17 protein-coding genes are annotated in these 17,124 nt (G+C 72.5%); 4 read left to right on the plus strand and 13 right to left on the minus strand.

Annotated elements, in window-relative coordinates:
- Positions 1–4: 4 nt before the first annotated feature.
- Positions 5–436: an alternative ribosome rescue aminoacyl-tRNA hydrolase ArfB gene (gene arfB / locus IH61_RS0102205; RefSeq protein ID WP_031064006.1), complete on the minus strand. Its 432-nt coding sequence runs from the start codon at positions 434–436 to the stop codon at positions 5–7.
- Between the two features lie 107 nt (positions 437–543).
- On the opposite strand from arfB, the gene IH61_RS0102210 reads away from it, so the two are divergent.
- Entirely contained in the window at positions 544–1,041 is a 498-nt protein-coding gene (locus IH61_RS0102210; protein WP_107057013.1) for a hypothetical protein, read from the plus strand.
- 136 nt (positions 1,042–1,177) lie between these two features.
- Positions 1,178–1,753, plus strand: coding sequence for a TerD family protein (locus IH61_RS0102215; protein WP_031064012.1), 576 nt, complete (start codon positions 1,178–1,180; stop codon positions 1,751–1,753).
- Between the two features lie 67 nt (positions 1,754–1,820).
- Here the strand turns inward: IH61_RS0102215 and IH61_RS0102220 are convergent, their stop codons facing one another.
- From IH61_RS0102220 to IH61_RS0102250, 7 genes are all read right to left on the minus strand, one after another.
- Positions 1,821–3,014 (minus strand): hypothetical protein, encoded by a 1,194-nt coding sequence (locus IH61_RS0102220; protein ID WP_158844542.1) that lies wholly within the window; start codon positions 3,012–3,014, stop codon positions 1,821–1,823.
- Between the two features lie 109 nt (positions 3,015–3,123).
- Entirely contained in the window at positions 3,124–3,612 is a 489-nt protein-coding gene (locus IH61_RS0102225; protein WP_031064016.1) for a DUF3180 domain-containing protein, read from the minus strand.
- A gap of 166 nt (positions 3,613–3,778) precedes the next feature.
- Positions 3,779–4,375 (minus strand): 2-amino-4-hydroxy-6-hydroxymethyldihydropteridine diphosphokinase, encoded by a 597-nt coding sequence (gene folK / locus IH61_RS0102230; protein ID WP_031064018.1) that lies wholly within the window; start codon positions 4,373–4,375, stop codon positions 3,779–3,781.
- Between the two features lie 43 nt (positions 4,376–4,418).
- Positions 4,419–4,778: a dihydroneopterin aldolase gene (gene folB / locus IH61_RS0102235; RefSeq protein WP_031064020.1), complete on the minus strand. Its 360-nt coding sequence runs from the start codon at positions 4,776–4,778 to the stop codon at positions 4,419–4,421.
- Positions 4,779–5,037: 259 nt separating this feature from the next.
- Positions 5,038–5,535 (minus strand): nuclear transport factor 2 family protein, encoded by a 498-nt coding sequence (locus IH61_RS0102240; protein WP_234326987.1) that lies wholly within the window; start codon positions 5,533–5,535, stop codon positions 5,038–5,040.
- 10 nt (positions 5,536–5,545) lie between these two features.
- The gene (gene folP, locus IH61_RS0102245) at positions 5,546–6,418 is read right to left on the minus strand and encodes a dihydropteroate synthase (RefSeq protein WP_031064025.1); all 873 of its coding nucleotides are present in this window, start codon (positions 6,416–6,418) and stop codon (positions 5,546–5,548) included.
- A 67-nt stretch (positions 6,419–6,485) separates the two neighbouring features.
- Positions 6,486–8,330, minus strand: coding sequence for a phosphatidylglycerol lysyltransferase domain-containing protein (locus IH61_RS0102250; protein ID WP_078910760.1), 1,845 nt, complete (start codon positions 8,328–8,330; stop codon positions 6,486–6,488).
- Between the two features lie 377 nt (positions 8,331–8,707).
- Between IH61_RS0102250 and IH61_RS0102255 the strand changes: the two genes are divergently transcribed.
- Both IH61_RS0102255 and IH61_RS0102260 read left to right on the plus strand, forming a co-directional pair.
- Entirely contained in the window at positions 8,708–9,862 is a 1,155-nt protein-coding gene (locus IH61_RS0102255; protein WP_037971415.1) for an alpha/beta hydrolase, read from the plus strand.
- A gap of 112 nt (positions 9,863–9,974) precedes the next feature.
- Positions 9,975–10,763, plus strand: a complete 789-nt coding sequence (locus IH61_RS0102260) for a ferritin-like domain-containing protein (RefSeq protein WP_031064030.1) — start codon at positions 9,975–9,977, stop codon at positions 10,761–10,763.
- 54 nt (positions 10,764–10,817) lie between these two features.
- On the opposite strand, the gene folE is transcribed toward IH61_RS0102260, so the two are convergent.
- The 5 genes from folE to IH61_RS0102285 all read right to left on the minus strand — a co-directional run bounded on the left by folE (position 10,818) and on the right by IH61_RS0102285 (position 17,090).
- On the minus strand, positions 10,818–11,423 hold the full coding sequence (folE, locus tag IH61_RS0102265; RefSeq protein WP_031064031.1) for a GTP cyclohydrolase I FolE: 606 nt from the start codon (positions 11,421–11,423) through the stop codon (positions 10,818–10,820).
- Positions 11,424–11,538: 115 nt separating this feature from the next.
- Positions 11,539–13,593, minus strand: a complete 2,055-nt coding sequence (ftsH, locus tag IH61_RS0102270) for an ATP-dependent zinc metalloprotease FtsH (RefSeq protein WP_078910761.1) — start codon at positions 13,591–13,593, stop codon at positions 11,539–11,541.
- 230 nt (positions 13,594–13,823) lie between these two features.
- On the minus strand, positions 13,824–14,378 hold the full coding sequence (gene hpt, locus IH61_RS0102275; protein ID WP_031064035.1) for a hypoxanthine phosphoribosyltransferase: 555 nt from the start codon (positions 14,376–14,378) through the stop codon (positions 13,824–13,826).
- Positions 14,379–14,447: 69 nt separating this feature from the next.
- Complete coding sequence (gene tilS / locus IH61_RS0102280) at positions 14,448–15,575, minus strand: tRNA lysidine(34) synthetase TilS (RefSeq protein ID WP_031064037.1); 1,128 nt, start codon at positions 15,573–15,575, stop codon at positions 14,448–14,450.
- A gap of 327 nt (positions 15,576–15,902) precedes the next feature.
- Complete coding sequence (locus tag IH61_RS0102285) at positions 15,903–17,090, minus strand: zinc-dependent metalloprotease (protein ID WP_031064039.1); 1,188 nt, start codon at positions 17,088–17,090, stop codon at positions 15,903–15,905.
- Positions 17,091–17,124: the final 34 nt, after the last annotated feature.

Raw genomic sequence — 17,124 nt, forward strand, 5'->3', positions numbered from 1 at the left:
CGCCCTACTCGCCCTTCGGGGACCTGCGCCCCTGCTTGACCTCCGAGCGCTGCCGCTTGTTGGACAGCCGCCGCTCGACCATCCCCCGGCTCGGCTTGGTCGCCCGCCGGCTCTTCGGCGGCGGCGCGCACGCCTCGCCCAGCACCGCCGCCAGCCGCGCCGCGGCCGCCTCCCGGTTGCGCCACTGCGAACGGAACTCCGAGGCCGTCACCACCAGCACCCGGCCGTCCACCAGGCGGTTGGCCAGCCGCTCCAGCGCACGCTCGCGCCACACCTCGGGCAGCGCCTTCGAGGCGGCCAGGTCGTAGCGCAACTCGGCCTTGGAGTCGGAGGTGTTGACGTGCTGGCCACCGGGGCCGGAGGAACGTGAGAAGCGCCAGACGAGCTCGGCGTCGGGGACGACCACCGACCCCCGTACGCGAATGGGCTCAGGCATGCGCCCATTCTCCCGCCCCCACCCCATCCGGTCACCCGGTTTTGCGTGACTCGCCCGCTCGCCCCCGGGCGGGGCCCGGTTACCCGGGCGGCCCCCGACCCCCGACAATGGCGTACGTGATCGAGCTCGGCTACTCCCTCTCCAACCGCTTCCCCGACCCCCCGCAGACGGACTACCGCACCGCCCCCGTGCGCTCCCTGCGGTACGACCTGTTCTGCGGCGACGTGTACCTGGACGCCGAGGGCGCCGAACTCTCCACCCGCTGGGCCTGGGTGCCCGTCCTGGACTTCGCCTGGGCGCTGTGCGACATCGCCGAGGAGCTGGACCGCGACCCCGACGGCTCGCGCGCCGCCCGGGTGCAGACCGCCGACCTCGACTTCACCCAGAACACCGAGCTGCTGCGCTTCGCCCGCCGCTTCAACTGGGTCGAGATCACCGCCACCTGGCTGCCCGACGAGCCGCCCGCCGTCGTCCGCCACAGCGAACTGCGGCGCGAGGCCCGCGACTTCCTCCAGGACACCCTCGCCGACCTCTTCGACATGCACCCCGACCTGGCCGACAACCCGAACATCTGGACGCTCCAGGGCCGGTTCCCGCGCATCTGACCGCTCCATTGCCCCGGCTTTGCCTCGCAATGACGTCCTTGCGCGGAATTGACTCAGAATTCCCGCCCGTCACGGAACCAAGCCCCCGAAGAACCGCGTTGTCCCGGGAAAAGCGATCGAAGGGACTGCAACCGTCATGCCTGTGAGCCTCACCAAGGGTGGCAACGTCTCGCTGACCAAGGAGGCCCCCGGCCTGTCCGCGGTCAGCGTCGGCCTGGGCTGGGACGTCCGCACCACCACCGGCACCGAATTCGACCTCGACGCCAGCGCGATCGTCCTGAACGCCGACGGCAAGGTGCTCACCAACGGGCACTTCGTCTTCTTCAACAACACCAGCTCGCCGGACAACACGGTCGTGCACACGGGCGACAACCGCACCGGTGAGGGCGCGGGCGACGACGAGTCGATCAACATCAACCTCGCGGGCCTGCCCGCCGAGGCCGTCAAGATCACCTTCCCGGTGACCATCTACGACGGCACCGCCCGCGGTCAGAACTTCGGCCAGGTCCGCAACGCCTACATCCGCGTGGTCAACGCCGCCGGCGGCGCCGAGATCGCCCGCTACGACCTCTCCGAGGACGCCGCCACCGAGACCGCGATGATCTTCGGCGAGCTGTACCGCAACGGCGCCGAGTGGAAGTTCCGCGCGGTCGGCCAGGGCTACGCCTCCGGGCTGGCCGGCATCGCCCAGGACTTCGGCGTCCAGATCTGACGCCCGCGGAGAACGCCGAACGGCGCGGAAGGCCACCGGGGCCTTCCGCGCCGTTCGGCGATCACGCTCAGCGCGAGGCGCGCAGCTCCGGGAGCTGGATCAGCTCGGTCTCGTCCTCCGGCGTCAGGTCCACCACCTCGGGCACACCCGCCGCCTGCTGCTCCCCGGCCGCCGAGACCGCCTGCGAGACCGCCTGAGAAGCCGCCTGCGGAGCCGTGTTCGGGGCAAGCTCCGAACCCGCCGCCTCGGCCTTCGCCTTCGCCGCGACCGCCTCGTCCCCCACCACGTCCGCCAGGTCCACCCGCTCGCCCAGCTCGGCGATGCTGCCCACCGCCGGCGTCGGCGCGGCAGCCCTCACGGCCGCCCCCTGGGTGCGCCCGAAGAAGCTGAATCCCGCCCCGCGCCCCTGCCCGGGCTGCCCCGGGCGCGGCCGCTGCCGCTCCACCGGGGCGGGCGTCACCGCCGCCGCGTTCGGCATGCCGCCGAGCTGACCGACCGTCGCCGTCAGCGCCGGGCGCACCGGCGCGGGCGGCACCGGGGTCGCCCGCTCGGGAGCCTCCGCCACCGGCGCCTGCGCGGGGGTGGGCACCGAGGGCGCCACCGGGGCCGGCACGGCCACCGGAGCGGGCGCCGGGGCCGCCGGAGCGGCCGGGACGGTACGCGCCCTCAGCGCGACCTCACCACCCGCCGTACGCGCCCGCCCCGCTTCCCGCTCGGCCTCCTGCTGGGCCGCCCGCCGCTCCAGCTGCCGCAGCACCGAGGCCGCGCGGACGTATGCCGCCGGGCTCGCCGGGTTCTTGGGCCGGCTCGCCGCCAGCGCCCGCTGGGCCGCCTCGGCCTCCTTGAGGGCCTGCTCGGCCACCATCACGGCCCGCTCGCGCAGCAGCCGGGCGATCTCCGTCTCGGCCTTCGCCAGCCGCGACTTCTCCGCCGTCAGCCGCCGCCCGAACCTGGTCGCCCGCTCCTCCGCGACCTCCGCCGCGTACTCGGCCTCCGCCAGCTGCTCCTCGAAGCGCTCCTCGGCCCGCATCCGCTGCGCGGCGGCGGTCTCGGCGGCCGCCCGGGCCGCCCGGTCCCGCTGACGCAACAGCAGCGCGAAGCCGAGCGTCGCGATCACGGCCGCGACGCCCACCGAGCGCACCAGGACGGTGTCCTGACTGGCGAGCAACGCGGCCAGAGCGGCCACGAGGAGCACGCCGGCGGCCGTGGGGGGAAAGATCCGGCCGAGGACGGAGGAATGACGGTGGCGTCCGCGAGACATGCCAAGAAACTAGCGTGCGAATTGGGGCCGTGTCAGCCCAGGGTCCCCTTCAACCCTCTCCGGCCCTCTCCGACCCTTGACAGCGGGTCTCAGCGGGTCTCAGCGGGTCTCAGCGGTGCGAGGCCGCCGGCCCGCCCGGGTCGTCGTGGTTCTCGGGCAGCTTGCACACGTGCTGGATCCACAGGGCCGCCGCGATCACCGCCGCGCCCGCCAGCACCGCCAGCCCGGCCGTGACGGCCTGGTCCTTGCGGGCCGACACGTCCAGCTCGCCGAGCAGGTAGATCCCGGCCCCCGCGTAGACGCCGGTGACCACCGCCGAGACCAGCGCGCTGGCCTGCCCCAGCACCACCGCACGGGCCGCCAGCAGCGGGTCCACTCCCTTGGCCCCGGGCTGGCGCTCGCGCACCGCCTTGAGGCGGGCGCGCAGCGAGAGCGCGGTGGCCAGCAGGATCACCGCCACCGCCGCCAGCACCACCGGCGCCGCCGTCGGCACCGCGGGCAGCGTGTCCAGCGAGGCCCACAGCTTGGAGCCGGCCCAGGACAGCGCCGTCGTGGCGGCGGTGATGCCGATCAGCAGACGGAGGCGAAGCAGCTTCACTCGGTGCAGGTCCTTCCCGGGGTGACGGAGCCGCCCACCGCCCCGGTCGGCCCGGCGCGGAGGCGCCAGGCCACCGTACCGGGCCCGGCCGGGCGGACATCTACTCGTACGGCCGGGCCCCCCGGAGTAGTTCCCGGGCCGACCCGGCCCGCAGGCCCGCGCAGCCCTACTCGGGCAGCGTCAGCCGGATGTCGTCGCGCCGCTTGACGCCCTGCGCGTCCGGGCCGCCGAGCGCCGCCAGCAGCGCGTCCACCCGCCCGTGGCCGGGCACCTCGGCCTCCGGCTGGGCGTCCAGCCAGGGCGCGAGCACGAACGCGCGCTCGTGCGAGCGCGGGTGCGGCAGCAGCAGCGCCGGGTCGTCGCTCAGCTCGCCCTCGTAGGCCAGGATGTCGACGTCCAGGGTGCGCGGGCCCCAGCGGACCTCCCGCACCCGCCCGAAGGCGTCCTCGATCGCGTTGCCGCGCTCCAGGAGGTCCTTCGGCGGCAGCGAGGTGCGCAGCACCACGACCGCGTTGTAGTAGTTCGGCTGCTCCTCGGGCCCGCCGACCGCCTCGGTCTCGTAGACCGCGGAGACGGCCTTGATCGCCAGCCCGGGCGTGTCGGCCAGCGCGTCGACGGCCCCCTGCAGGGTGTCCAGCCGGTTGCCCAGGTTGCTGCCCAGGGCGATCACCGCGCAGCGCTGCCCGTGCAGCGTGGTGTCGGCGGAGTCCACCCGGCTCTCCAGGTCGAACGTGTTCGGCGCGGCGGTCGGGTCACTGCTCATCGGGGAAAGTCCTCTGCCTCGGGTGCCGGGTGCGCGGTGGGGGTCATGCGCGGCCCCGGTGGATGGTCACGGTCACGTCGTCGAACGGCACGGTGATCGGGGCGTCCGGCTTGTGCACGGTGACCTCGACCTCCTCGACCGGCTCGTGCTTGAGGCACTGGTCGGCGATGCGCTGCGCCAGGGTCTCGATCAGGTCGACCGGCTCCCCGGCGATGATCGCGGTGACCTCCTCGGCCACGATGCCGTAGTGCGCCGTGCGGGTGAGGTCGTCTCCGGACGCGGCGGGGCGGGTGTCCAGGTAGAGCACCAGATCGACCACGAAGGTCTGGCCCTCGACGCGCTCGCGCTCGAAGACGCCGTGGTGGCCCCGGGCGCGCAGGCCCCGCAGGGTGACGCGGTCCAGCAAACGAATCACTGCTCCCAGTCGGACGGGCCCCGCCCGGAAAACGACGTGAACGGGCAGGGCGAAGGCGGGCGGCACCGCCCGCCACTCCGTTTCGAATCTACCCGCGGGCGCGGACAACGCCTGACCGTCCTACCCGGCACGAACCGTCGCCACGCGCGCCGGAATGGCGATTGACGTGAACGTTCGGTGACCACTCGGGAATTCCCCGGCGACGACGCCGAGGAGATTTCCCGCGACTCCGGGAAACGGCCCGGAATCAGTCCTCGTCGTCCTCGTCACCGCTGGTCAGGACGGGTGAACCGTGGTGCGACCAGAGCTTCCACCCCGACGGGGTACGACGGAAGAGATTCGTCGACACGACCTTTCCGCCCACGAGCGGCCCGAGTTCTCCCTCCTCCTCGGACTCACCCCCGGAGAGGATGTTCTCGGTGCACGTGACAAGGGCCACATCACCGTGGACCTCTGCCTCGACATCCGTCAGGAAGAACTGGATGTACTCCGTGTTCATCATGATCAGCATGTACGAGCGCGTCACCTGCGCCCGGCCCCGCAGGACGGGCCAGCCGGGGTGCACGCACACCACGCCGCCCTTGTCGTCGGCGTCGGCCGCGCCGAGCCAGACGTTCTCGACGGCCTCCACGTCGCCGCGCTCCAGCGCCTCGTAGAGCGCCCGGTTCGCGGCGAGCACCGCCTCGACGTCCGCCTCCCGGGCCTTCCCGGCCGTCCCGCCGCTCACCCTGCCGTCACCTGCCACAGACCCTCCCTCACCCCAGCCGCGCCGCGCGCTGCCAGGCCGCGACCACGCGGACGGCGTCCGCCGTGCCGGACACGTCGTGCACCCGTACCGCCCAGGCGCCCGCCTGGGCCGAGAGCACCGAGACGGCGGCGGTCGCGTCGTCCCGTTCCCTCGCCGGGCGCAGCTCCCCGGTTTCGGGGTCGGCGAGCAGCGTACCCAGGAACCGCTTGCGCGAAGCCGCGACGAGGACGGGGCGCCCCAGCGCGGTGAGCTCGTCGAGCCGTCCGAGCAGCGCCCAGTTGTGCTCGGCGGTCTTGGCGAAGCCGAGGCCCGGGTCGAGGATCAGCTGCTCCTCCTTGACGCCCACCGCGACCAAGGCGTCCATCCGGGCGGTCAGCTCGCCGACGACGTCGCGCACCACGTCCCCGTAGACGGCCCCGGCGTACATGTCGGCGGACTGCCCCCGCCAGTGCATCACCACGAAGGGCGCGCCGGTCTCGGCGACCACCCTGGCCATCGCCGGGTCGGCGAGCCCGCCGGAGACGTCGTTGACGACCACCGCGCCGGCCTCGACGGCCTGCTCGGCCACGGAGGCGCGCATGGTGTCCACGGACACCGGCACGCCGGCGGCGGACAGCTCGCGGACCACCGGCAGCACCCGGCGCAGCTCCTCCTCCTCGGGCACCCGCTGCGAGCCGGGCCGGGTCGACTCCCCGCCGACGTCCACCAGGTCCGCGCCGCGCGCCCGCAGCGCGAGCCCGTGCGCGATGGCCTTGGCGGGGTCGTGCCAGAGCCCGCCGTCCGAGAAGGAGTCGGGCGTGACGTTGACGACGCCCATCACGGCGCAGCGGTCGAGCCGCGGCAGCCCGGCCGGCAGGGTGTACGAGGGCGAGTTGTTCATGCCCTCATTATCGAACGGGGCCCCCGCCGAGGATTCTCGGCGGGGGCCCCGTTCACGGCTCGGGCGCTCAGGCCGCCTCGGTGACCTCGCGGGCCGCCGGGACGGGCATCAGGCCCTCGCGCTGGCGCTTGCGGCCGAAGCGCGGCATCCCGAGGGTGATGAAGGCTTCCGCCTGCATCGCGGCGAAGCCGATCCGCGGCAGGTCCCGGGTGCTCGGGAAGACCAGGAAGCGCGGCTCCCACTCCGGCTGGAACTTGGCGTTGAACTTGTAGAGCGACTCGATCTGGAACCACCGCGACAGGAACACCAGCAGCCCGCGCCAGGCGCGCAGCACCGGGCCCGCGCCGATGCGCTCGCCGCGGGCCAGCGCCGAGCGGAACATCGCGAAGTTGAGCGACACCCGGCGGATGCCCATGGCGCCCACCTCCTGCAGCGCGGCGACGATCAGCAGCTCGTTCAGACCCGGGTCGGCGGCGCGGTCGCGGCGCATCAGCTCCAGCGAGATGCCGTCCGACCCCCAGGGCACGAAGTGCAGCACGGCCTTGAGGTCGTCGCCCTCCTCGCCCTCCTCGGGGGCCTTGTGGGCGGTGACGACCACGCACTCGTCGTCCAGCGGGTCGCCGAAGCGGCCCAGCGCCATCGAGAAGCCGCGCTCGGTGTCGGTGCCGCGCCAGCGGGCGGCGGCGTCGGCGATGCGGTACTTCTCCTCCGGGTCGAGGTCGGCGACCCGGCGCACCTTGCAGGAGTAGCCGTTGCGCTCGATCCGCTTGACCATCTGGCGCACGTTGCGCATGGCCCGCCCGGCGAGCGAGAAGGTGGCGGTGTCGACGATCGCCTCGTCGCCCAGCTCCAGCGCGTCCAGGCCCGCCTCGCGGGTCCAGACCTCGCCGCCGACCTCGCTGCAGCCCATCACGGCCGGCACCCAGGCGTGCTCGCGGGCCTCGGCCATGAACACCTTGATCGCGCCGGGCCACGCCTCGACGTCGCCGACCGGGTCGCCGGAGGCCATCATCACGCCGGAGACGACGCGGTAGGAGATCGCGGCCTTGCCGGTGGGCGAGAACAGCACGCTCTTGTCGCGGCGCAGCGCGAAGTAGCCGAGCGAGTCGCGCGCGCCGTGGCGCTTGAGCAGCTCGCGGACCTTCTCCTCGTCCTCGACGGTGAGCTCGGGCTTCGGCTTGCCCGGGCGCAGCGCCAGGTAGGCGGTGGTGAAGGCGGTCAGCAGGCCGAGCCCGCCGAGCAGGTAGGCGACCAGGTCGGACATCCGCTCGTTGCTGTAGCGGACCGGTCCTTCGAACCCGAACAGCCCGTACCCGACGTGCTCCAGCCGGTGGACGAAGCCCGGGTGCCCGACCTCGTACTTGGTGCGGGTCCACACGATCGCCAGGCCGAGCAGGGCACTGAGGACGCCCATCACGACGAGGTTGATCACCGCGCCCCAGCGGGTGCGCGGGTCGGCCTTGGCGTAGAACTCGCGCTGGTGCACCAGCATCACCGCGAGGACGATCAGCGACACGACCGCCGGGCCGACCTGGTGCCAGCGCACGATGTGCAGCGCGGCGCTGAGCGGCAGCAGCACGCACACGGCGCGCCAGGCCCGCCGCTTGCGCCGGCGCAGCGCGTGCGCCAGCGGCACCAGCAGGATGCCGACCATCAGCGTGCCGACCGCGGCCAGGCTGGTGGTGCCGCCCGGCAGCTGCCCGGCGAAGGTGTGCATCTTGGTGTGCCGCAGCTTGGGGAACACCGCGCTGGCGATGTCCACCAGCCCGATCAGCAGGCAGGCGTAGCCGACCGCGCCGGGGAGCCAGGACCTCGGGACGGCAGCCGCCTGGTTGCGCAGCGTCTGCAGGCCGCGGCGACGGGGCGGCGGCGGCTGCTCGGGGCTCGGCTCAACGGACACGGGAACGCTCATGGGTGCTCAGCGTAGAGGCTGCGGGACGGCGTCCGCTCACCCCGGTGGGCGACGCGTGATGGACCTTCATGCCTATTCCTTCATCAGGCAATGCGCATGCCAAGGACCCGGAAACGGTCGGTAAACCGGGGCGGTGGCGGCGCTGCGGGTTGAGCCGGCGGTGGGAGCGGGGGCCCGCGGCCGCGTGGCGCGGCGAGGCCCCCCGGGGCGGGTTACGTACGGTGGACGCCGCATTCTAGGGCGCCGGTTGCCGGCACCGCCCCCCTACCCTCCCGGCCCACCCGGGCATCCGGACAGCCTAGCTGCGGTGGCCAGGTCTGACGGGCCGCCAGACGATGAATCCCGCATCGACAGTGTCCCACCGGAAGGCCGACGGCATGGAACTGACCAGCGACCTGCTGGTGAACTCGCTGCTCGCGCTCGGCGCCGCGGCTCTCGTCACGACCCTGTGGCTCTGGCCGCGCCTCGCACGACAGCGCCCGCTGCCGGTGCTCGGCCGGATCGGCCTGCTGACGGTCACTCAAGCCGCGGTCCTGGCGGTGCTGGCGCTGTCGGTGAACAACTCCTTCGGGTTCTACACCTCCTGGGACGACCTGCTCGACCCCGGCGGCGCCAAGCTCGCGCTGACCAGCAGCGAGAACCACAAGGGCGGCACCCCGGTCTCCGACGCCCCGATCCAGCCGACCAACGAGGGCGGCCTGGAGACCGTGACCGACCTGCCCAAGGGCCCGCCCGAGGAGGCCGGCAAGGTCGAGTCCGTCCGGGTCACCGGCAAGGACACGGGAATGTCCGACCAGATGTTCGTCTACCTGCCGCCCGAGTACTTCGACCCGAAGTTCGCCCTGGTCCGCTTCCCCGTCCTGATGACCATCGCCGGCTTCCCCGGCACGCCGCTCAATCTGATGAAGGAGCTGCCGGTCGTCAGGACGGCCGCGGAGCTCCAGAAGGCCGGCAAGATGCCGCCCACCATCGTGGTGCTGGCCCGGCCGACCGTCGCCCCGCCGCGCAACACCGAGTGCGTGGACGTCCCCGGCGGCCCGCGCGCCGAGACCTGGTTCGTCAAGGACGTCCCCGAGGCGCTGCGCACCACCTACCGCACCGGCCGCACCGCCGGCTCCTGGGCCGTCCTCGGCTACTCCACCGGCGGCAGCTGCGCGATGCGCCTGGCGATGCGCTTCCCGGGCGTCTACGGCAGCGCGGTGGGCCTGCACGGGGACTTCGTCGTGCACGAGGACCAGTTCACCGGCGGCAGCCTCTTCAACGGCGACAAGGCCCTGGCCCAGCAGAGTGACCTGTCCTGGCGGCTGCAGAACCTCCCCGCCCCGCCGCTGTCGATGCTGGTGGTCTCCACCCGCAAGGAGGCGGACTACCCGCAGACCGTCCGCTTCGTCGAGCAGGCCCAGCAGGTGGCCGCGGCCAATCCGCAGTTCGGCGTGGAGTCGCTGTACCTGGACGACGGCGGCCACAACTTCGACAGCTGGGTCCGGGAGCTGCCGGCCTCCCTCGAATGGGTGGGCACGCACCTCGGCTGACGCGTGCGAGTGACTACCCGCCGGTCGGTAGGGGCGCCCGGCGGCCCGGGGGTACGAATCGCGGTCGCCCGCCCGACCGGCGCGGGCGCCGCCCGTCCGCGCAGGAGGCGCCGTGCTGAGCACCAGATCGCTGTTCGACGAGATCTACCGGAACGACCAGGCGTACCAGCTGTTCTGCAGCATCGCGGCCGGCGGCGAGGACCAGGGCGGCTGGGAGAACGAGCGGATCACCGCCCTCACCCGGGACGAGGTCCTCGCGCCGAAGGTCGCCCGGCACGGCGCGGACGAACGCAAGCACGGCCGGATCTTCTCCCAGCTGCTGAACAAGCGCGGCCTGCCCAAGGTGCCCGTCCCGGACGACGCCGACTACTGCATGCTGCTGGAGCGCCAGGGCGTCGGCCTGGCTCACGAGCGGCTCAACAGCGACGTCCCGCTGACGGACCGCGAGATCATCGTCTACCTGGCGCACAGCCGGGTCACCGAGCAGCGCGCCGCCGAGCAGATGCGCCAGCTGGTCAAGGCGTACGCCGACAACCCGGACCTCGACCGGGCGATGCGGATGATCTCCGCCGACGAGGACAACCACCTCGCGTACTGCCACGAGGAGCTGCTGCGGCTGCGGGCGGCCGGCCACGGCCCGTACATCCGCCACACCCTGGAGACCTGCGCCCGCGGCGAGATCCGCACCCATCGGGACGTCGGCCTGGCGGTGACGTCCCGGCTCGCGAAGATCCTGCGCTGGCCGCGCTGGCAGGTCGCCGTGGTCACCCTCGGGGTGCACGCGCTCTACCTGTACGACCGGGCCTACGGCTGGCGGCGGATGGTCACCCTGCGGATGCCCGAGCGCCGCAACGCCCTGGGCACCCCCGCCCCGCCGCACGCGGAGCGCGAGGTGCTCTGAAGCAGTCCTACCGGCCGATGCCCCTGTCGACCGTGCCCCTGTCGACCAATGCCCCTATCGACCGATGATGAGGCTCATCGCCTCGGCCCGGGTGGCCGCGTCGCGCAGCTGGCCGCGCACGCAGGAGGTGATGGTCTTGGCGCCGGGCTTGCGGATGCCGCGCATCGACATGCACATGTGCTCGCACTCGACGACGACGATCGCCCCGCGCGGCTCCAGGATCCGCATCAGCGCGTCCGCCACCTGGCTGGTGAGCCGCTCCTGCACCTGGGGGCGGCGGGCGTAGACGTCGACCAGCCGGGCGAGCTTGGACAGGCCCGTGATCTTTCCGGCCTCGGACGGGATGTACCCGACGTGCGCCACCCCGCGGAACGGCACCAGGTGGTGCTCGCAGACGGACGTCAGTTCGATGTCCTTCACGAGCACCATCTCGTCGTGCCCGAGGTCGAAGGTCGTCGTCAGGACGTCCTCCGGCTCCTGCCACAGGCCCGCGAATATCTCCTTGTACGCCCGCGCCACCCGGGCCGGGGTCTCCAGCAGACCTTCCCGGTCCGGGTCCTCCCCGACGGCGAGCAGCAGCTCGCGGACGGCGTTCTCGGCCCGCTTCTGGTCGAAGGTGCCGACGGCAGACGAACCGTCGAGCGTCACCGGGTCGATCATGCGGGCCTCGCTTACGTGTGGGACGACTTGGGCTGAACAGCACGGATGCCGCGCCTCCAGGGTACAAACCCCGGTGACGCGGCATCCATTCCGTGCGGTGGACCAGCCCAGGTGATCAGCCCTCGGTCGGGGCCTCCGGGGTCTGGAGCGGCGGGAGCTTCACGATGTCCACCGCGGCGGTGTCACCCACGGCGGCACCGTTGGTCAGCGCCAGCTCCTTCGGCGACTGCACCGGCGGACGGGTCGACGGCGTCCGGCGCGAGGAGCCCGTCCAGGCCGGACGGTGCGGGCGCTTGACGATCGGCGCGAAGATCTCGGCGATCTGCTCCTTGTTCAGGGTCTCCTTCTCCAGGAGCTCCAGGACGAGGTTGTCGAGCACGTCGCGGTTCTCGACCAGGATCTCCCAGGCTTCGTTGTGCGCGCTCTCGATGAGCTTCTTGACCTCTTCGTCGACGAGCCCGGCGACCTCTTCCGAGTAGTCGCGCTGGTGGCCCATCTCGCGGCCCAGGAACGGCTCCGAGTTGTCGTTGCCGAACTTGATCGCACCGAGGCGCTCGGTCATGCCGTACTGGGTGACCATGGCCCGCGCCGTGGCGGTGGCCTTCTCGATGTCGTTGGAGGCACCGGTGGTCGGGTCGTGGAAGACCAGCTCCTCCGCCGCGCGCCCGCCCAGCATGTAGGCCAGCTGGTCGAGCATCTCGTTGCGGGTGGTGGAGTACTTGTCCTCGTCCGGCAGCACCATGGTGTAGCCGAGGGCCCGGCCGCGGGACAGGATCGTGATCTTGTGCACCGGGTCGCTGTACTGGCAGGCCGCCGCGACCAGGGCGTGACCGCCCTCGTGGTACGCGGTGATCTTCTTCTCCTTGTCGGACATGATCCGCGTGCGCTTCTGCGGACCCGCCACGACGCGGTCGATCGCCTCGTCCAGGATGCCGTTGTCGATCAGCTTCTTGTCCGAGCGGGCGGTCAGCAGGGCCGCCTCGTTCAGCACGTTCGACAGGTCGGCGCCGGTGAAGCCGGGGGTGCGCTTGGCGACGGCCGAGAGGTCGACGTCGGGCGCGATCGGCTTGCCCTTCTGGTGCACCTTGAGGATGTCCAGACGGCCCTGGAGGTCGGGGCGCTCCACCGCGATCTGGCGGTCGAAGCGGCCCGGGCGCAGCAGCGCCGGGTCCAGGATGTCGGGGCGGTTGGTCGCGGCGATCAGGATCACGCCGCCCTTGACGTCGAAGCCGTCCATCTCGACCAGCAGCTGGTTGAGGGTCTGCTCGCGCTCGTCGTGGCCACCGCCCAGGCCCGCACCGCGGTGCCGGCCGACGGCGTCGATCTCGTCGACGAAGACGATCGCCGGGGCGTTCGCCTTGGCCTGCTCGAAGAGGTCGCGGACGCGGCTGGCGCCGACACCGACGAACATCTCCACGAAGTCCGAGCCGGAGATCGAGTAGAACGGCACCCCGGCCTCCCCGGCGACGGCGCGCGCGAGGAGGGTCTTGCCGGTACCGGGCGGGCCGTACAGCAGCACGCCCTTGGGGATCTTGGCGCCGACGGCCTGGAACTTGGCCGGCTCCTGCAGGAACTCCTTGATCTCGTGGAGCTCCTCCACCGCCTCGTCCGCGCCCGCGACGTCCGAGAAGGTGGTCTTGGGGGTGTCCTTGGTGAGCAGCTTGGCCTTGGACTTGCCGAACTGCATGACCCGGGAGCCGCCGCCCTGCATCTGGTTCATCAGGAACAGGAAGACCAGGACGATGATCACGATCGGCAGCATCGACAGCATGAGGCTGACGAGGGTGCTCTGCTTCTCGGGGCTGACGGTGTAGCCCTCGGTGAGCGTGTTCGAGTCCTTGGCGTTGACCTGGTTCTGCAGCTTCTCGGCGAGCGCCACGCCCTGGTCCCCGATGTACGAGGCTTGGAACTTGCTGCCCGACGGGACCTTGCCGGTACCGGCGGGCGACAGCTTGGCGCCGTCCTTCAGCTGGATCTTGATCGTGTTCGAGTCACCTGTGGTGATCTGCGCCGACTTGACGTCCTTGTTGTCGATCGCTGCGACCACCTGACCGGTGTCCACCGTCTTGTAGCCGTTCGAATCCGAAACGACCTGCATCAAGACGATGACGGCGAGGACGGCCAGCACGATCCACATGATCGGCGCACGGAAGTATCGCTTAACGTCCATCCATGCGGGGCGTTGCCGCCCCGTCCCTCCTGCCACTCAACGGCTCCGGGGGGCTGTGTGCCGACCCCGGCGCATACGGTCATTGCTCATGTGAAGAGCGGTTTATGGGACCGTACCGCAGTCGGACCCGCCCATGGCGGGAGCACGGCGACACGGTTGTCGTTCTTTGTCCCCCCGGTCCAACGGGCGGGAACGGGTTCCTGTTCCCGCCCATCGCCCGAACGGGGTCCTCAGCCGCCGTAGACGTGCGGGGCGAGGGTGCCGATGAAGGGGAGGTTACGCAGCTTCTCCGCGTAGTCCAGGCCGTAGCCCACCACGAACTCGTTGGGAATGTCGAAACCGACGTACTTCACGTCGATCTCGACCTTGGCCGCGTCGGGCTTGCGCAGCAGGGCGCAGACCTCCAGCGAGGCCGGGCCGCGGGAGCCCAGGTTGCCCAGGAGCCAGGACAGCGTCAGGCCGGAGTCGATGATGTCCTCGACGATCAGGACGTCACGGCCGGCGATGTCGGTGTCGAGGTCCTTGAGGATACGCACCACGCCCGAGGACTTGGTGCCCATGCCGTAGGAGGAGACGGCCATCCAGTCCATGGTGACCTGCGAGTGCAGGGCCCGGGCCAGGTCGGCCATGACCATCACAGCCCCCTTGAGGACGCCGACGATCAGCAGGTCCTTGCCTGCGTAGTCCCGGTCGATGCGCTCGGCCAGCTCGAGGAGCTTGGCGTCGATCTCGTCCTTGCTGATGAGCACCTTCGCGAGGTCAGCGCCCATGTCGTTCTGGTCCACCGGGGATACGTCCTCAAACGTTCGGGGTCTGTGTGGCCGGCGGCCGGCCGCCCCGGGCATGCCTGCCCGTCAGTCGCCCTGTCGCCGAAAGACCAGCGTGCCACACCTGCGGGTGGCCTCGACGCCCCCGGGTAGGTGCAGCGGCCCCTGGCCTCGCCACCCGGTGACCAGCAGATCGATCGTCTCCAGGTGCCGCGCGAACAGATCCCCGGCCGGACAGCCCGCCCGCAGCGCGGCCCGGCGCAGCACCCGGCGGCGCACGGCGGAGGGCAGCTCGGCCAGTTTCACGGCGTCCAGGGCGCCTTCGCCCGTACGGAGGTCGCGTTCGGCCAGGGAGGCCCACTGGTCGAGGGCGTCGGCGTCGTCGCGGAACAGCCGGGCGGTGCGGGCCAGCGCCTCCACCACTCCGCCGCCCAGGTGCTTCTCCAGCACCGGCAGGACCTCGTGGCGCACGCGGGAGCGGGTGTAGGCGGGATCACAGTTGTGCGGGTCGTCCCAGACGGGGATCGACTGCGCCGAGCACGCCTGCCGGGTGGCGGCGCGGTCGAGCTCCAGCAGCGGGCGGCGGTAGCGGCCCTTCTGGGCCGGCATCCCGGCCAGCGAGCGGGCGCCCGAGCCTCGGGCCAGGCCCAGCAGGACGGTCTCGGCCTGGTCGTCGCGGGTGTGGCCGAGCAGCACCGCCACGGCGCGGTGGCGTTCGGCGGCCTCGTCGAGCGCGGCGTAGCGGGCGTCCCGGGCGGCGGCCTCGGGGCCGCCGTCGCGGCCGACGCGCACCCGGACGGCCTCGACCGGGTCCAGCCCCAGCGAGCGCAGCCGCTCGGCGACCTGGGCGGCCCGCTCGCCGGAGCCGTCCTGGAGACCGTGGTCGACGGTGACGGCGCCGACCCGCAGGCCGATCTTGGGGGCCTCGAAGGCGGCGGCGATGGCCAGCGCCATGGAGTCGGCGCCGCCGCTCACGGCGACGAGCACCAGCGGCGACCCGGGGGCGGCCGGGGTACGGGGAAGGCCCGAGGGGTGGCGGGCGGCGTTGCCGATCAGCGTGGTGCCGACGGCGGCGCCCACCAGCGGGGAGCCTGCCTGGCGCTCGCGCGGGGCGCGGGCGGGCGGCGTGAAGGTGGAGCCGGCTTCGGCGGCCAGCTCGGTGAGCGTACGGCGGACGGCCAGGCGTATCGCGGCGACTGCGGGGTGAGGGCCCACGGCGGACGACTCCTCGGCGGAGGTCGGGGACAGGACGGCGGCGGACGCGGCGGGGAGCCGTGCAGCCTGTGAGCGCCGCGTTACCGGGCGCTCACAGATGGTGGCAGAAAGGAGGTGCCCGCTACGCCACCCTCGCCACCAGTACGACCACCGTCCCACGTTCGGGTGAATGGAGAAACGTATCTTCACCCTTGGCCTGCCGGATTGGACCACTCGTACGAGCGGGTTTGACCGCCGCGCGGCGCTTTACAGGTGCGGGCGCCGCGCGCCCCTCAGCCATCGGCCCTCAGCCCTCGGCTCGCGGCTCGCGGCTCGCGGCTCGCGGTCTCAGCGGGCGACGCGGGCGACCCAGGCGGCCGGGTCGTGGATCTCCTCCTTGGTCGGCAGCGTGTTCGGGGAGGTCCACACCCGGTTGAACCCCTCCATCCCGACCCGCTCGACCACCCCGCGCACGAACACCGCCCCGTCCTGGTACTGGCGCAGCTTCGCGTCCATGCCCAGCAGCCGGCGCAGCATCAGGTCCAGCCGGTTCGCGCCACGGTCCCGGCGCTGCTGGAACTTCTCCCGGATCTCCGCGACGGTCGGCACCACGGCCGGGCCCACGCCGTCCATCACCACGTCCGCGTGGCCCTCCAGCAGCGACATCACCGCCGTCAGCCGGCCCAGGATCTCCCGCTGCGCGGGCGACTGGACGATCTCCAGCAGGTTGGACGACCCGGCGCTCTCGCGCTCCCGGCCGCCCGTACCGCCCGGCAGCCCGCCGCCCAGCGAGCCCGCCGCGTCGCGCAGCCGCTCCAGCAGCGCGCCCGGGTCCACGTCCGTCTCGGCGAGGAAGGACTGCACCTCGGACTGGATGTGGTCCCGCAGCCAGGGCACCGCCGTGAACTGCGTGCGGTGCGTCTCCTCGTGCAGGCAGACCCAGAGCCGGAAGTCGGCCGGGTCGACGTCCAGCTCCCGCTCCACGTGCACGATGTTCGGCGCCACCAGCAGCAGCCGGCCCGGCCCGGGGCCGTCCGGGCCCAGCCGGGGCTTGTCGAACAGCGCCGCCGGGCTGTCCGGCGCCTCCAGGGAGGGCTCCGCCGGGGCGAAGGTCTCGTACTGGCCCAGCACCTTCGTCGACAGGAACGCCAGCAGCGCCCCGACCTCGATCCCGGTGGCCTTCTCGCCCACCGAGCCGAACACCCCCGCCGCCGCGCCGCCGGCCGCCCGGCGCGCCCGCAGCTTCTCCACCAGCGGCTGCACGACCGTCCGGAAGCCGGCCACGTTGGCCCGCACCCACCCGGGGCGGTCCACCACCAGGACCGGCGTCGCGGCGGCGGCCGCCAGGCTGCTCGACCGCATCCCGGTGAACGCGCGGACGTGCTCCTCGGCCTCCAGGGCGTGCCGGCGCAGCTCGGCGACGACGGCCGCAGCCTCCGCCCGGCTGACCTCCGGCCCCGGCCGCACCAACCTGGTCGCGGTTGCGACCGCGAGATTCCAGTCGACCATGTCAGCCCCGCCGCTCGCGCTCGTCATGCCCTCACCGTACGTGCTCGCCACCATCGGCGGC

Origin of the sequence: Streptomyces sp. NRRL WC-3742, from assembly GCF_000720635.1 — a bacterium.
Taxonomy (GTDB): domain Bacteria; phylum Actinomycetota; class Actinomycetes; order Streptomycetales; family Streptomycetaceae; genus Kitasatospora.

Excerpts from the sequence above, each read along its gene's own strand:
- IH61_RS0102215 (WP_031064012.1), top strand. The coding sequence starts at position 1,178 with ATGCCTGTGAGCCTCACCAAGGGTGGCAACGTCTCGCTGACCAAGGAG.
- IH61_RS0102285 (WP_031064039.1), bottom strand. The coding sequence starts at position 17,090 with ATGACGAGCGCGAGCGGCGGGGCTGACATGGTCGACTGGAATCTCGCG.
- IH61_RS0102220 (WP_158844542.1), bottom strand. The coding sequence starts at position 3,014 with ATGTCTCGCGGACGCCACCGTCATTCCTCCGTCCTCGGCCGGATCTTT.
- folK (WP_031064018.1), bottom strand. The coding sequence starts at position 4,375 with ATGAGCAGTGACCCGACCGCCGCGCCGAACACGTTCGACCTGGAGAGC.
- IH61_RS0102250 (WP_078910760.1), bottom strand. The coding sequence starts at position 8,330 with ATGAGCGTTCCCGTGTCCGTTGAGCCGAGCCCCGAGCAGCCGCCGCCG.
- IH61_RS0102210 (WP_107057013.1), top strand. The coding sequence starts at position 544 with ATGGCGTACGTGATCGAGCTCGGCTACTCCCTCTCCAACCGCTTCCCC.
- arfB (WP_031064006.1), bottom strand. The coding sequence starts at position 436 with ATGCCTGAGCCCATTCGCGTACGGGGGTCGGTGGTCGTCCCCGACGCC.
- ftsH (WP_078910761.1), bottom strand. The coding sequence starts at position 13,593 with ATGGACGTTAAGCGATACTTCCGTGCGCCGATCATGTGGATCGTGCTG.
- folP (WP_031064025.1), bottom strand. The coding sequence starts at position 6,418 with ATGAACAACTCGCCCTCGTACACCCTGCCGGCCGGGCTGCCGCGGCTC.
- IH61_RS0102255 (WP_037971415.1), top strand. The coding sequence starts at position 8,708 with ATGGAACTGACCAGCGACCTGCTGGTGAACTCGCTGCTCGCGCTCGGC.
- folE (WP_031064031.1), bottom strand. The coding sequence starts at position 11,423 with ATGATCGACCCGGTGACGCTCGACGGTTCGTCTGCCGTCGGCACCTTC.